Below are 15,389 nucleotides of genomic sequence, written 5' to 3'. Positions count from 1 at the left end.
TGGGTGGACAAAGCAACTCAGCAGTACACGAACATTAAAGGCGCTTTACTCCGCGCAGTCCAGCAACACCTTACATCAACGCGATTCGAGCACGACGACGCTGCGCGCGCCGACACGGCATGCAGCGCGTTCGATCGATGCCCTTTCGACATCGGCAACGATATCCCCCGGTGCTTGCGCTGCCGTGTCCACGATACGCCGCCAGCTTCCGCTATCGACCACAGGAAGAGCAATATCACGGGCGTCGTCGTTCATGTTGAAGACGATGTGCAGCATCGGCTCGCCCGCCGTCTGGCCCGCGAGCGTGAACGCCACGAGGCGCGCGCCGGGATCGTGCCACGCGGGCGCATCGAGCCGTTCGCCATGCCATGCTACATCGGCGTGCGTCTGCCCGTTCGACGGCTGCCCCGTCAGAAAACGCCGGCGGCGCAGACTCGCGTGACGCTTGCGCAGCGCGATCATCTCGCGCACGAAGCGCAGCATGTCGAGGGCGTCGCCGGAGAGTTGCCAGTCGATCCACGAGAGCGCGTTGTCCTGACAGAACGCGTTGTTGTTGCCGCGCTGGGTGCGCAGGATTTCGTCGCCGGCGAGGAGCATCGGCACGCCCTGGCTCAGGAGCAGAATCGCCATGAAGTTGCGCGCCTGTCGAAGCCGCATGCCGATGATCGCCGGGTCGTCGGTCTCGCCTTCCGCGCCGCAATTCCACGACAGATTGTCGTTGCTGCCGTCGCGGTTGTCCTCGCCATTCGCCTCGTTATGCTTCGCCTCGTAGCTGACGAGATCGCTCAGCGTGAAGCCATCGTGACAGGTCACGAAGTTGATGCTGTTCGCAGGCAGCCGGCCATCGTTCTGATAGAGGTCCGCGCTGCCCGCGATGCACGTGCACACCTCGCCCACGATGCCCGGATCGCCGCGCACGAAACGCCGGATCACATCGCGGTAACGCCCGTTCCATTCGGCCCACGTCATGCCCGGAAACGAGCCGACGTGATAGAGACCGCCCGCGTCCCATGCTTCCGCGATCAACGGCACGCGCGCGAGCACCGGCGATGCCTCCATCGCCCACGGTAAAGGTGGCGTGCGCAACAATTCGCCGTGCTCGCCGCGCACGAATACGCTCGCGAGATCGAAGCGGAATCCATCGACATCGAGCTCGCGAACCCAGTATTCGAGGCAGCGCATGATGAACGCCGACACCAGCGGATGATTGCAGTTGAGCGTATTGCCGCAGCCGGTGTAGTCGCGATAAAGCCGCGCATCGTTCGAATCGATCTGATAGAACGCCTCGTTGGCGAAGACCTTGAAATGGATCACCGGTCCGTTCTTGCCCGCCTCGGACGTGTGATTGAACACGACATCGAGCAATACGCGAATGCCCGCCGCGTGCAAGGCATCGACGAATTCGCGGAACTCCTGCGGCGCTCGCGCGGGCTCCACGCAATAGCGCGGATGCGGGCTGTAGAAGCTGTGCGTGCTGTAGCCCCAGTAGTTGGAAAGGCCACGGGCCGCGGCGAACGGCGGAATGTCCTGTTCATCGAAGGCCATCACCGGCAACAGTTCGACGTGCGTGACGCCGAGCGCCTTCAGATAAGGGATTTTCTCAATGAGACCCGCGAACGTGCCGGGATGGCGCACGCCGCTCGACGGATGCCGCGTGAAGCCGCCCACATGCAGCTCGTAGATGATCGCGTCGTCGAGCGTGCGGATCTCGATGTCGTCGTCGGCGCGGTCGAGCGGCGCCGTGACGATGCCCCTGAGCGATGCGTGACCGGCCGCGTGCGCATCGGCGGCATGCTGACGGCGATAGAAGCGGTCGCTCACGCCGCGCGCGTGCGGATCGAGCAGTTCCTTGCGGCTCGCGTGTTCGTCGCTCATCTGCGGCACGCCGAGCGGGCCATATGCGCGCCACGTATAGCAGCAGCGCAACGGAAGATCCTCGACGAACACATGCCAGAAGAGATACGTGCGGTTCGCCTCGCTCGTCAGCGCGACGACCTGAAACGGCTCGGCGCTCTCCTCCGATGCGTACAGCAGCAGTTCCACACGCGTCGCGCGCCGGCAGAACGCGCAGAAGTTCACGCCGCCCGGCACGACCGTGGCGCCGAGCGGAAAGCGCGAGCCCGGCTGCGTGCGATAGCTTTCCTGGGCGTGCGCGTCAGGACTGGGCAAGATCGATCCTCACGGGACGCGTCTTCCAGATGCGCTCGCAATACTCGCCGATCGCGCGGTCCGACGAGAACTTGCCCGAGCGCGCCGTATTCATGATCGACATGCGTGTCCATTGCCGCGCGTCGCGCCATGCTTCGCTCACGCGGTCCTGACACGCGACGTAATCGGCGAAATCGGGGAGCACGAGGAAGGGATCGTGTTGCAGCAGGTTATCGAGCAGCGGGCGGAACATCTCCCTGTCGCCGCGCGAGAAGCGGCCTTGCGCGATCTGATCGAGCGCATCGCGCAAGTCGTCGTTCTGTTGCGCGTAATCCGTGGGGCGATATCCGGTGCGTTTCAACTCGTCCACTTGTTGCGCGGTGAGGCCGAAGAGGAAGAAGTTCTCCGCGCCCGCTTCCTCGCGAATCTCCACGTTCGCGCCGTCCAATGTGCCGATCGTCAGCGCGCCGTTGATCATGAACTTCATGTTGCCGGTGCCCGATGCTTCCTTGCCCGCCGTCGATATCTGCTCGGAGAGGTCCGCGGCGGGATAGATCCAGTGCCCGTTCTTCACGTTGAAGTCCGGATAAAAGACCACTTTCATGCGGCCTCTGATGCTCGCATCGTTGTTCACGACTTCCGCGATGCCGTTGATCAAGCGGATGATGAGCTTCGCCATCGCATAGCCCGGCGCGGCCTTTCCGCCGAAGATGAAGCAGCGCGAGGCCGCATCGGAATCCGGATTACGGCACAGGCGTCTATACAGCGTGATGATGTACAGCGCATTCAGATGCTGACGCTTGTATTCGTGAATGCGTTTCACCTGGATATCGAAAAGCGCAGCCGGATCGACGTCGATGCCGGTCGAGGTCCGGATGCGCGCCGCGAGCGCGGTCTTGTTGTCGCGCCGTATCGCGCGCCATGCTTCCTGGAAGGCGGCATCGTCGGCGTGGGCCGCGAGCGCATCGAGACGTGCGAGATCGCTGCGCCAGCCATCGCCGATGGTCTTGTCGAGCAGACGCGCGAGCCCCGGATTGCTCAGCATCAGAAAGCGGCGCGGCGTGACGCCGTTCGTCACGTTAAGGAAATGCTCCGGGAACATGTCGGCGAAATCGCGCAGCACGGTCTGCTTCAGCAAGTCCGAATGCAGCGCCGCGACACCGTTGACCGCATGACTGCCGACCGTCGCGAGATTCGCCATGCGCACTTTCTTGTCGCCGGTTTCGTCGATCAGCGACATGCGCTTGACGCGCGCATCGTCGCCGGGATACTTGCGGCGCACATCGTCGAGAAAGCGGCGATTGATTTCGTAGATGATTTCGAGCGGACGCGGCAACAGGCTCTGAAAGAGCGGCAAGCCCCATGTTTCGAGCGCTTCGGGAAGAAGCGTGTGATTCGTATAAGCAAGCGTGCGCCGCGTGATGTCCCACGCGGCATCCCATGAAAGTCCACGCTCGTCGATGAGCAGACGCATCAGCTCCGCCACCGCGACGGAAGGATGTGTATCGTTGAGCTGCGCGGCGAAAAGGTCCGCGAAACGGTCGATCGACGTGCCCTTCGCATCCATCATGCGCAGCATGTCCTGAAGCGAGCATGAGACGAAAAAGTACTGCTGGGCGAGACGCAGGCGCTTGCCGGCTTCGGGCTCATCGTTCGGATAAAGCACTTTCGAGAGCGTCTCCGAGATGACCTTTTCCTCCACGGCCTCGTAGTATTCGCCCGCGTTGAAGTCCTGAAAGTCGAACGACTCGACCGCCTCGCTCTTCCACAGGCGCAGGATGTTGCAGGTATCGACGCGATAACCCTGCATCGGCATGTCGCACGCGACGCCCTTTACCTGCCGCCTCGGAATCCAGCGCACGCGCAGCCGGCCATCGGCATCCGTTTCGCTTTCCGTGTGTCCGGCGAAGGAAACGTAGTAGCTGACATCGGGGCGCACGATTTCCCACGGATTGCCTTTTTGCAGCCACTTGTCGGTGGTTTCGGCCTGCCAGCCGTCGCGGATCTCCTGATCGAAGATGCCGAACTCGTAGCGTATGCCGTAGCCGATTGCGGGAATCTGCAGCGTCGCGAGCGAGTCCAGATAGCACGCGGCAAGCCGTCCGAGGCCGCCGTTGCCGAGCCCCGGTTCTTCTTCGATGGCGAGCAGACTGTCGAGATCGTGGCCGAGCGCGTGCATCGCTTCGCGCGCTTCGGCTTCCATGTCGAGATTGAGCAGGTTATTGCCGAGTTGCGGGCCGATCAGGAATTCCGCCGAAAGATAGCAGGCGACCTTGATGTCCTTCGCCGCATAGGTCTTCATCGACGCGGCCCAGCGCGCGAGCATCCGGTCCCGCACGCTGTAGGCGAGCGCCATGTACCAGTCCTGCTGCGTCGCGATGTCGGGATAGCGCGCCTGACGGCAGATGAGATTCCTCACGACGTCATGCTGGAACGCATAGCCGGGTACGTCGCTCGCGGCGGCTCTGACGTTCGCGCCTGCATCGAATGCGGGTACATCGCTCATGGTCGCTCCCCGGTTCGGGTCATCACACTGAGCAAGAATATGTTAGGCGGCGGGGATTACAAGCGGCGCACGTCCGTTGCATCCTCAGGCGTCGAACGTCCCATTGTTTCCATTTGCGCAATCGACGCGCCGCGCAAGCGCTACTGCACGCCTTCCAGCAGCCCGAGCGCGAGGGCGCGACGCACCGCATGCTTGCGCGAACTCGCGTCGAGCTTGCCAAAGAGATTCTTCAGATGCCACTTGACGGTGCCTTCGCCGACCGCCGCCGCCAGCGCGATTTCCTTGTTGCTCAGATTGCGCGCGAGCAGTTCGAGTATCTCGCGCTCTTTCGGCGTGAGGATCACGCTCGGCAACGCGCGCGGGCCGCCCTCCCCGGAGCGCGGCGGCACGCGCACGACATGCGGCGGCACGACCGGCCGCTCGCCCGGATTCATGTCGCCGGCTTCGCTCAGGCGGCGCGCCCAGTCGGCGAGCGCCGGGTGCGCGTCGATCAGCACGCGCCCGAGGTGATACGTGCGCGCGAGGTTCAACGCTTCGAGAAACGGCGCGTGTCCGTCGCCGCTCGCGCGTTCCTGCGCGAACGCGCGCAAGGCCATCAGTTCGATGCGCTGGCGGCCGAGCTTCATCGTCGCGGCGATCTGCTCGGCCTGCGCGAGCGGTTCGAGCGCGGCCTGCCAGTCCTGACGCGCGAGCGCCGCGCCGCCGTGCGCCATCGACTGGAGCATGTGCATCGAGCGGCGCCAGATCGGTCCGCGCGCGGGCGCATGTTCATCGACGATCGCATCGATGCGCTCGACCAGCGCGTCGCAGGTCTGTGCGCGGTAGCGGCCCGCATGCGCGCTCACCTGCTCGGCAAGGCTCGTCGCGCACAAACGCGGCAGGTTGCGCGCGACGCCCATCGCGTGAAGCATTTCGAGCAGATCGAGCGCGCGATGCTCGTCGCCGCGCAAGGCCGCGATGCGCGCCGCCGTGCGATACGCGAGCATCACCGTCTCCGGCATCGCCGCGTGTTCGAGCACGTCGAGGCGATTGGCGAGCAGCGCGCCGGCCTCGTCGATGCGGTCGTCCTCGTAGGCGATCGACGCGCACGTCGCCGCGAACATGCACGTCAGCGGATGACGCCGGCCGAGATCCTCTTCGGCGCTCGCGAGCGCGGGCAGCAGCACGCTTTCGGCGAGCTTCACCTGCCCTTCCTGCAGCCACGTCAGGCCGACCATGTGATCGCCCCAGCGCACGACATAGCCGAGTCCCTTGCCGATCTGCGCGCGCGTCACGGCCTGCTGGAGCCTGCGCGCCTGCGCGGGTTCGCCGAGCAGCATCGCGCGCGCGGCGAGTCGGTTCGCGTGCGCCTGCGAGAGCCACGAATCCTTGGCGGGCGGCCTTTGCGCCCACGGCTCGAAGATCGCCACGAAACGGTCGGGATCGTCGGCGTACCAGGCGGCCGCGCTCGTGATCAGCGCGCATTCGTAGCGCAGGGCATCGTCGGCGCCGGGCGATGCGAGCACGCGCTGCACCTGCCGCTCCGCCTCGCGATGACGTTCGCCCAGCGCGAGCGCCCACGCGACGGCGAGGCACAGGCGCGGGCGCTGTTCCAGCTCGTCTTCCGGCAGGCGCTCCAGCCAGTCGAGCACGGTGCCGAGCTGGCCCTGCTTCACGGCATCGTGCAGCGAGCGCTCCGCGAGTTCGTAGGCGTGCTCGCGCTCGCCCGCCGCATGCGCGTGACGCGCCGCCTGTTCGAGCATGCCGCGCGCGCCGAGCCAGCGCGCCGCGCGCCGGTGCAGCGCCGCGCGCTCGTCGTCCGCGAGCGCGCCGAGCCGTGTCTGAAGCACATCGCGCGCGAGCGGATGCAGACGGCACCAGTCGCTTTCCTCCGCCGTGACGAAGACGGGCGTATCGCGCACGAGGCGCGCGAGGCGCTGCGGCGCATCGGCGGCGTCGGTCAGTTCGGCGCACAGCTCGGGATGCAGCACGTCCACGATGCTGATCTCGACCAGAAAGCGCTCGTCGTCCGATGACAGTTCGCTGAGCAGCGCCGCGACAAGCGGCTCGCGCAAGCCGCGCGGCCCCGCCGCGAGGTTGTCGAGCGCCGCGCGCGGGTCCTGGGCGCGCGCCATCGCGGTGAGCGCGAGTTGCAGGCCGAGCGGCCAGCCATCGGTGATTTCGAAGAGGCGCGCGCAGGCATCGGCATCCACGCGCGCGCCGAAACGCTGCGTGACGAGCGCGATGGTGTCGTCGACGCGAAAGCGCAGCGCCTCCGGACCGATGAGTTCCGCCTGCCCGTATGCGAGCAATTCCGCCGCCGGTTTGTCGAGCCCCTGCCGCCCCGCCGCCACGATGCGCAGATTCTGCGGCGCGTTGTGCATCACGTAATCGAGCATGCGCGCGCCCGAGGCGGGCAGCCGGTCCGCTTCATCGACGATCAGCACGACATCGAGCGACAACTGTGCGAGCTCGGCGAGCCAGGCGGTGGCGAGATCGAACGGGCCGGGCGCGCCCGCGCCTTCGGCGATGAGCCGCCCGAAGCCGGGACGCGCGCAGCCCGTGCGGATCGCGTGGACGAGCGCGCGCAGAAAGCGTTCGGCGTCGTCGCGGTCGTCGGCGAGCAGCCATGCGACGGCCGCGCCGCGCGCCAGAAACTCGCGCCGCCATTGCGCGAGCAGCGAGGTCTTGCCGTACCCCGCGCCCGCCTGCACGAGCACGATCTGGCTGCGGGCGCTTTCCGCGTTCAGGCGCGCACGCGCGAGCAGGCCCGACGGCGCGCGCGGCGCCATGGTCTTCAATACGAGTTCGGTGGATGGGGAGTCGGTGGGCATCGGATAATTTTTGTGATCAGCCTAGCATGGTTCGGATGGCGCACACGCGTCAAGCCCCCTCCCGACACGGGAGGGGCGCGCGAGCGATGCCCGCACTACGATGCATTCATCAGTGCAACCGCAAGCCGAAGGATTCACCATGTACCGACATCTGCTCGTGCCCATCGAACGCAGCGACGCGTGCGTCGAGGCGATCGGCCATGCGGCCGAGCTCGCGCGATCGCTCGGCGCCCGCATCACGTTCTTTTGCCCGCAGGCGGGCGCAAACGACGATGCGGCGCAGCATCGGCAAGCTGCTTCGCTGCTGGCCCGCGCCGAAGCCGCGGCCCGCGCGCAGGGCGTGCCGGCGTCGGTGCTGGCGGCGCTCGGCGGCGCGACGTCCGAAGGCGGCGGCGGGCAATCTGCACGCGAATACGACCTCGTGTGTATCGCGCACGGCGGCGCGGTGCCGCCCGTGCCCGGCGTCGCCGTGCTCGTGTGCCCGCGCGACGCGCGCCCGATGGTCGCGAAAGCGCTCGGCGCATTGCTCGACGTGCATCGCACGCGCTCGGATGCTTACGACGATGCGCTGCGCACGGCGCGGCCCGATGCACGCATCATCGAACGTCTTCGCGAAGCACATGGCGAAGAGCACGCGCTCACGATGGCATTGCGCGAGCGGACATCGTCGCTCGATGCCGAACTGGACGAACTCACACGCCTCGCCGGGCGCGAAGCCGACATGCTCGCGCGCGTCGCGAAATCCATCATGAACGACGAGCCCGTCGACCACACCCTGCATGCGTGCGCGCAGTTCGCGTGGGAACGCATGGGACGCATCGAAGGCGTCGTGCTGCCCGCTGCGCGCCGTTATCTGCGCGACGAAGACTGGAGCGCGCTCGCAGAAAACGCGCGCTGAAACGCAGCACCACTTTCGTGACCGACAAGGATATTCATCGCATGAACGCATCACCGAACGCGCCGACGATTCTCATGGTTCCCGGCCTGCGCGATCACGTCGAGGATCACTGGCAGACGCATTTCGCGAAGGCGCATCCGAACGTGCGCACCGTGCCGCCGCTGCAACGCGACAAGCTCGATCGCAGCGCGCGCGTCGCCGCGCTCGACGCGGAGTTGTCGCATATCACGGGGCCGGTCGTGCTCGTCGCGCACAGCGCAGGCGTGATGATCACGGTGCACTGGGCGCAGCGCCAGCGGCGCGAGATTCAGGGCGCGCTCTTCGTCACGCCGCCCGATTTCGATGCGCCGCTGCCCGAAGGCTATCCGACGCTCGATGAGCTTCGTGCGAACGGATGGCTTCCGAGTCCGCGCGAGCGCCTGCCGTTTCCGTGCGTCGTCGCGGCGAGCCAGGACGATCCTCTGGCGCGTTTCGAGCGCGTCGAAGGCATGGCGCGCGACTGGGGCGCGCGGCTCGTCGATCTCGGCAAGGTCGGGCACATGAACCCGGCGTCGGGATTCGGCGTATGGCGCGATGCCGAGCGGTTCATCGCGGAGATCGGCTGAGCAGGTCCCGCAGAATGTCCGCCGCGGCCCGCGCCGCCACTTCGCAACCGAGCACGATATGCGCCTCGGCCGTATCTTCGATGAAGTCGTGACTGACGCCGCCGATGCTCGGCACGAACAGCATGCACGCCGGCACATGATGCGCGATGACCTGCGCATCGTGTGACGCGCCGCTCGGCATGCGCTCCCACTGGCCCGGCGCGAGCGCTTCGGCCGCGTTCGCGAGATGCGTCTGCAATGCGGTGTCCATCGTCACCGGTTCTTCGGGCGGCTCGCTGTCCGTCGTGACGACGCTCGCCCGGCCTTCGACGTTGAAGTCGCGGATCAGCGCGGCGAGCGCGGCTTCCATCGCGTGCAGACGCGCGGCGCTGGCGTCGCGGAATTGCAGATAGAGGTCCGCCGCGCCCGGCACCACGCTGAACGAACCCGGATCGAGCTCGATGCGCCCGACCGTCCACACGGTATCGGCATCGGCGAGCTGGCGGAACGCTTCGTCCATGCGCGCGATGAACGCGACGAGCGCCGCGCCCGCATCGCGGCGAATCGACATCGGCGTCGTGCCGGCGTGATTGCGCTGGCCGGTGAAATGCAGCTTCAGCTCACGTATGCCGACGATCGTCGTCACCACGCCTATCGACTTGCCGTGCGCCTCCAGGCGCCCGCCCTGCTCGATATGCGGCTCCAGATACGCCTTGTGCCGAGTCTTATCGATGCGCACGCGCGCGGCTTGCGCGAGTCCCGCTTGCTCGAGCGCATCGCCGAGCAGCAGGCCATCGCGATTGCGCGCGCCGCGCACGGCTTCATCGACGTTTTCGCCGACGAAACTGCGGCTGCCGAGAAAGCCCGAGAACGTGCCTTCCTCGTCGATCCACGATGCGACGTCCACCGCGAAATGGCGCGTCTCGTCACATTCGGCGAGCCCGCGTGCGATCTCCAGACCGTAGACGACGCCGAGCGCGCCGTCGAGCCAGCCGCCCGTCGGCTGCGTGTCGGTGTGCGAGCCGATCAGCAGCGCCGGACCCGCGTTGCGCGAGCGGCCGAACACGGTGCCGACGCCGTCGATCGATGCGTCGAGGCCCGCGTCGCTCATGCGGCCGGCGAGCCAGCGGCGCGCAGTCATATCGACCGGCGACAGCGACAGGCGCACGACGCCCGGTCCCGTCGCGCCGAACGTGCGCAGATGTTTGAGGTCGCCTAGCAGGCGCTCGGGGTCGATCTTCAACACGGTTTGTCCTCGACGTTGCAGTGCCTGTAAAAGCGGCGCATCAGCCCTCCGTCCGCGCCTCGCGCCGCACTTCCTGCGGCGGCACGCCGAAGCCGCGCATGAACGCCTCGCGCATGTGCCGCCGGTCCCTGAAACCCGTTTCCTGCGCAATCGTTTCGAGCGAATGGCGGCTCTTTTCGATCAGGAGGCGCGCCGCTTCCAGCCGTAAGCCCTCGACCGCCTTCGCCGGCGACTGCCCCGTCTCCAGCGCGAACACGCGGCTGAACTGACGCGGGCTCAAATGCGCCTCGCCAGCCAGTTCCTCGACCGTCAAAGGCCGGTTGAGGTTCTTGCGGGCGAAGTTCAGCGCGTTCTGGATTCGATCCGACTTCGGCGCGAGATCCAGCATCTCCGAATGCTGCGACTGGCCACCCGCGCGCCGCTGATGCATCACGAGCTTGTGCGCGACCGAGCGCGCGATCTCCGCGCCGAGATCCTTTTCGACCATCGCGAGCGCGAGATCGAGGCCGGCCGTCATGCCCGCCGAGGTCCAGACCGGACCATCGACGATGAAGATGCGATCTTCCTCCACGCGCACATCCGGAAAACGCTGCTGCATCTCGCGCGCGTAGGCCCAGTGCGTGGTCGCGCGCCGGTTCGCGAGCAGACCCGCTTCCGCCAGCACGAAGCCGCCCGTGCAGATGCCCGCGATGCGCCGCGCGCGCCCGGCCGACCGGCGCAGGAACGCGAGCATGTCGGCGGGCGTCGGCGTGTCGAGCGGGTCGTTGACGCCCGCCGCGATCCACGTGTCCACGGCGATGCGCGGGCTGACCGGCCTTGTGTCGATCTTCATGCCGAGCGACGAGCGCACTTCGCCGCCTGTGATCGAATGATTTTCGATGCGGTAGAACGCTTCGCCCGCGGTGATGTTCGCGTACTCGAACACCGATTGCGACGCGAGCGCCATCACCTGAAAGCCTTCGCTCAACAAATAGCCGACGCGATGCATGTCCGTTGTCCGTCCGATGTCCTGAATCCATACCTTATACGTCATTTGCGCCACCGTCAAACGGGCTCAGAATTCACCCACGCAATCCAACCAGTTTTCTGACGGAGTGAAATCATGACGCAGACACACCTCGGCACGGCCCTCGTCACGGGCGCGTCTTCCGGCATCGGCGCGGTTTATGCGGAACGCCTCGCGCGGCGCGGCTACGACCTCATTCTGGTCGCCCGCAATCGCGATCGCCTCGCGACGCTCGCCGGGCGAATCACGAACGAGACGCGCCGCAGCGTCGAGATTCTCGATGCCGATCTGAACGACCGCAACGCCCTCGCCGCCGTCGAAGCGAAGCTGAAGGAAGACGCGAGCATCACGCTGCTCGTGAACAACGCGGGCATCGGCACGCATACGCCTTTGCTCGACAGCGACGTCGACGCGATGACGCGCATGATCGATCTGAACGTGACCGCGCTCACGCGCCTCACTTATGCGGCGGTGCCCGGCTTCGTTGCGCGCGGCAAGGGCGCGGTCATCAATATCGCGTCGATCGTCAGCATTGCGCCGGAGATTCTCAACGGCGTGTACGGCGGCACCAAGGCTTTCGTGCTCGCGTTCAGCCAGTCGCTGAAGCGCGAACTGGCGGACAAGGGCGTGCACGTTCAGGCGGTGCTGCCGGGCGCGACGGCCACCGACTTCTGGGAAACGGGCGGCCTGCCGCTGGAGAATCTCGACAAGGCGATCGTCATGTCCGCGGGCGATATGGTCGATGCGGCGCTCGTCGGCTTCGATCGCGGCGAGTTCGTGACGATTCCATCGCTGCACGACGGCGCGAAGTGGGATGCGTATGAAGCCGCGCGGCAGGCGATGGCGCCCGAGTTGTCCACGGACACACCGGCTGCGCGTTACGCCGCCTGACGCGTCATTCCGAGCGCGGCGCGAGCACGCACATGACGAGCGGTATCACGGCGATGGCGGCGCCGGCGAAGAACGTCGCCGGCGCGCCGCTGCGATCCCAGAGCCAGCCCGCGATCGCGCTCGACAGCAGCATGCAGACGCCGCTCGCGAGATTGAACACGCCGAATGCGGTGCCGCGCAGCGACGGCGGCGCGGATTCGGCGACCATCGCCGCGAGAATGCCCTGCGTGAAGCCCATGTGAAGTCCCCACACGGCGACGCCCGCGAACAGCGTGAGCATCGATGATCCCGCGCCGAGCAGCACATCGGCTGCGATCAGGAGAACGAGGCCGCACGCGAGCAGCGCGCGCCGGTCCCAGCGGTCCGACAACACGCCTGCGGGATACGCGCTCAGCGAATAGGTGAGGCTCATCACCACCATCACGCCGGGAATCCAGGCGATGTCGAGTCCGGTTTGCTGGGCGCGCAGCACCAGAAACGCTTCGCTGAAACGCGCGAGCGTGAACGTCGCGCCGATGCCGACGACATACCAGTAGCGCCCGGAAAATTCGCGCATCGACCGCCAGTGCAGCGGCGTGCGGAATGCGCCTTTCACGTGCGTACTGTCAGGCTCGCGAACACCGAACAGAATGATGACGATGGCGATGAACGCCGGCACCGTCGCGAACCACAGCACCGTGCGGATGTGATCGGAGAACGCCAGCATCAGCACGATGGCGGCGAGCGGTCCGGCGAACGCGCCGATCGTGTCCATCGATTGCCGCAGACCGAAGCACGCGCCGCGAATCTCCGGCGGCGCGATATCCGCGACGAGCGCATCGCGCGGCGCGCCACGTATGCCCTTGCCGAAACGGTCGATGAGACGTGCCGTCACGACCATCGCGGGGGTATCGGCGAGCGGGAACAGCGGCTTCGTCAATGCGGCGAGACCGTAGCCGAAAAGCAGCAGTTCCTTGCGGCGTCCGAGCCAGTCGCTCAACGATCCGGAGAAGACCTTGACGATCATCGCGGTCGCTTCGGCTGCGCCTTCGAGCGCGCCGAGCGCGGCGACGCTCATCCCCATGGTCGTGACGAGGTAGATCGGCAGCAAAGCGTGCACAAGTTCGGACGACAGATCCATGAACAGGCTGACGAAGCCGAGCGCCCAGATTGTGCGAGGGATGGGGGATGGTCGGGACGAGGTGGGGCGGGATGTCATTGGCTGGATCGGCTCCATCGTGCCATGCGGCGAGATGCATCCTGATTCACGGACAGAGGGAAGCGGCGCAACACTGAATTTCGGATGCATTGCGGCTGTTTACCACACTTACTTCGTGAATATTGCCTAAAATTCGCGGTACCCGGCGCGCGATGTCGCGACTCCAGATCACCCCCGCGACTTGTCAATGTATGAGCGTTCTAGATCGTTTCAATGAACATAGTCGTATGCACTACACACGCTCCGTCGAGGCATACCAGAAAAAAGCGTGGGATTCTGCGATGGCGCACGTGGAAGCGTGCCTTTCGCACTGCATCGAAATTGAAGAGCGCTGTCAGGCCTTATTGCTCAAGGGAATCATCGCGCGGGAGATGAAGCGCAACGCGGAAGCGGCGGTATGCTTCGAGGAAGCCACGCAGATCCTCCCAAGTCCCACGTCTTATTCACTCTTGTCCGAAGCACTCAGACGCTGTGGCGAATTCGAACGCGCCGCGACGCAGGCGCGTGCGGGCCTCGCATTGTCGACCGGGCAGATATCCCCTGCGGAAGCAACATTGCTGTTCAATAACTTGGGCGACGCGCTGCGGCACGATCGAAAGTATGAAGAAGCGGCCGAGGCGTATCGGCAGGTGATCAGCTTGATGCCCGGGCATAGCGCCGCGCACCACAACCTTGGATACATCCTGCACTTTCACGATCAGATTGACGCGGCAATCGAACACTATGAGCAAGCGCTGAACCTTAATCCAAATGATCTCATGAAGCGGTCGAATCTGGCCTATGCGTTATTGTCGGCAAGTCGATTCGTAGAAGCGTGGCCTCATTTCGAGCATCGTTGGGTAAGCTTGCTATCCACGTCAAGGCAGCGCATGACATCAAGACCGGCTCTGCCCATTCGACGGTGGGAGGGAACGTTCGACAATACCAGCGATCAGCACTTGCTCGTGGTTGCCGAGCAAGGTCTCGGCGACACATTGCAGTTTTGTCGCTACCTTCCAATGGTATTGAAACGGTTCGCCAAGGTAGGCTTCGTATGCCCGAAGCCATTGCGGCGGTTGCTCGCACACTCGCTGGGTAGACACTGGCCTAACCTCATCTTGCTCGACGACGAACCGAAGGAATTCTGGGAGTGGGATTCGTATATTCTGCTGATGTCGATGCCCATGGCGTTCCGGACCAACCTGGAAACCATACCCGCGACGCTTCCCTATTTGTCGGCGGAGCCACGCGCCACGCAGCGATTCATACCTCGTTTGAAAAAGCTCGGATGCCCATCGTTGCCTCGGATCGGACTGGTATGGGCGGGCGGACACGCGGGCCTGGGTGTCGATCAATGGAGAAGTATTCCCCCGGAGCAACTGAATCCGCTCATCGACTGGCCTCACGCGTGCTGGGTGAGCCTGCAAAAGCCGGAGAACGACGAGAAGCGTCTCAAGCCTGAGCAACGCGCAAAGGTCATCGACTGGATGGACGAAATGAAGGACTTCGCCGACACGGCCGCGCTCATCGCAAGTCTCGATCTCGTCATCTCGGTCGACACATCCGTCGCTCATCTCGCCGCTGCGATGGGCAAACCGGTGTGGCTCCTGAATCGCTTCGCCGGCTGCTGGCGATGGCTGCGCAACCGCGACGACAGTCCGTGGTATCCGACGATGCGTATTTTCACGCAAAAGGAACGCGGGAACTGGAGTGAGGTTCTTGAGCAAGTCTTAAATGAGTTGAAGCGCCGGGATTTTCGGGGAGGTCTCGACAGTTAAACCATCGCAAGCTTCAGCAAGTCGGGCAGTTCTTTCTTTCGCCGCGATTCCCCGCCAGATGACGCGGAACCGCGGCGAACGGCTTTACAACCGCTGAACTTCTATGTCGAAGCCAGAGCGCCGAGGATAGTTCGGACGAGGTGGGGCGGGATGTCATTGGCTGGATCGGCTCCATCGTGCCAAGCGGCGAGCTGCAACTTGGTTCACTGACAGAGGGAAGCGGCGCAACACTGAATTTCGGATGCATTGCGGCTGTTTACCACACTTACTTCGTGAATATTGCCTAAAATTCGCGGTATCCGGCGCGCGATGTCGCGACTCCATATCACCCCGCGACTTGTC

The 15,389-nt window shown here is 65.1% G+C and carries 10 protein-coding genes; 4 read left to right on the top strand and 6 right to left on the bottom strand.

Features of this window, described 5'->3' with window-relative positions:
- Window positions 1–75: 75 nt before the first annotated feature.
- The 3 genes from glgX to PQR08_RS02485 form a co-directional block, all read right to left on the bottom strand.
- Entirely contained in the window at window positions 76–2,172 is a 2,097-nt protein-coding gene (gene glgX / locus PQR08_RS02495) for a glycogen debranching protein GlgX (RefSeq protein ID WP_408161054.1), read from the bottom strand.
- The gene (locus PQR08_RS02490; RefSeq protein WP_250485555.1) at window positions 2,156–4,654 is read right to left on the bottom strand and encodes a glycogen/starch/alpha-glucan phosphorylase; all 2,499 of its coding nucleotides are present in this window, start codon (window positions 4,652–4,654) and stop codon (window positions 2,156–2,158) included. The genes glgX and PQR08_RS02490 overlap by 17 nt, the downstream gene beginning before the upstream one ends.
- A gap of 140 nt (window positions 4,655–4,794) precedes the next feature.
- Window positions 4,795–7,467 (bottom strand): winged helix-turn-helix domain-containing protein, encoded by a 2,673-nt coding sequence (locus PQR08_RS02485; protein ID WP_250485556.1) that lies wholly within the window; start codon window positions 7,465–7,467, stop codon window positions 4,795–4,797.
- 139 nt (window positions 7,468–7,606) lie between these two features.
- Between PQR08_RS02485 and PQR08_RS02480 the strand changes: the two genes are divergently transcribed.
- The gene (locus PQR08_RS02480; RefSeq protein WP_250485557.1) at window positions 7,607–8,365 is read left to right on the top strand and encodes a universal stress protein; all 759 of its coding nucleotides are present in this window, start codon (window positions 7,607–7,609) and stop codon (window positions 8,363–8,365) included.
- 41 nt (window positions 8,366–8,406) lie between these two features.
- Window positions 8,407–8,970 carry an RBBP9/YdeN family alpha/beta hydrolase gene (locus tag PQR08_RS02475; protein WP_187603986.1) on the top strand — a complete coding sequence of 188 codons (564 nt, stop codon included), beginning with the start codon at window positions 8,407–8,409 and terminating at the stop codon, window positions 8,968–8,970.
- On the opposite strand, the gene PQR08_RS02470 is transcribed toward PQR08_RS02475, so the two are convergent.
- Together PQR08_RS02470 and PQR08_RS02465 are read right to left on the bottom strand one after the other, a co-directional pair.
- The gene (locus PQR08_RS02470; protein WP_250485558.1) at window positions 8,951–10,195 is read right to left on the bottom strand and encodes a Zn-dependent hydrolase; all 1,245 of its coding nucleotides are present in this window, start codon (window positions 10,193–10,195) and stop codon (window positions 8,951–8,953) included. The two genes, PQR08_RS02475 and PQR08_RS02470, sit on opposite strands and share 20 nt — an antisense overlap.
- Before the next feature lie 40 nt (window positions 10,196–10,235).
- Window positions 10,236–11,183, bottom strand: coding sequence for a GlxA family transcriptional regulator (locus tag PQR08_RS02465; protein ID WP_238288713.1), 948 nt, complete (start codon window positions 11,181–11,183; stop codon window positions 10,236–10,238).
- Between the two features lie 114 nt (window positions 11,184–11,297).
- On the opposite strand from PQR08_RS02465, the gene PQR08_RS02460 reads away from it, so the two are divergent.
- Complete coding sequence (locus PQR08_RS02460) at window positions 11,298–12,092, top strand: SDR family NAD(P)-dependent oxidoreductase (protein ID WP_250485559.1); 795 nt, start codon at window positions 11,298–11,300, stop codon at window positions 12,090–12,092.
- 4 nt (window positions 12,093–12,096) lie between these two features.
- On the opposite strand, the gene PQR08_RS02455 is transcribed toward PQR08_RS02460, so the two are convergent.
- A complete protein-coding gene (locus PQR08_RS02455) occupies window positions 12,097–13,308 on the bottom strand; it encodes an MFS transporter (protein WP_408161037.1) in 1,212 nt (403 codons plus the stop codon).
- A gap of 209 nt (window positions 13,309–13,517) precedes the next feature.
- Between PQR08_RS02455 and PQR08_RS02450 the strand changes: the two genes are divergently transcribed.
- On the top strand, window positions 13,518–15,047 hold the full coding sequence (locus PQR08_RS02450) for a tetratricopeptide repeat-containing glycosyltransferase family protein (RefSeq protein WP_250485561.1): 1,530 nt from the start codon (window positions 13,518–13,520) through the stop codon (window positions 15,045–15,047).
- Window positions 15,048–15,389 lie beyond the last annotated feature (342 nt).

The organism is Caballeronia jiangsuensis (genome assembly GCF_046030135.1).
GTDB lineage: Bacteria > Pseudomonadota > Gammaproteobacteria > Burkholderiales > Burkholderiaceae > Caballeronia > Caballeronia jiangsuensis.
Note: the sequence above shows the minus strand (reverse complement) of the source record. Positions and strands in the feature narration are given on the sequence as shown.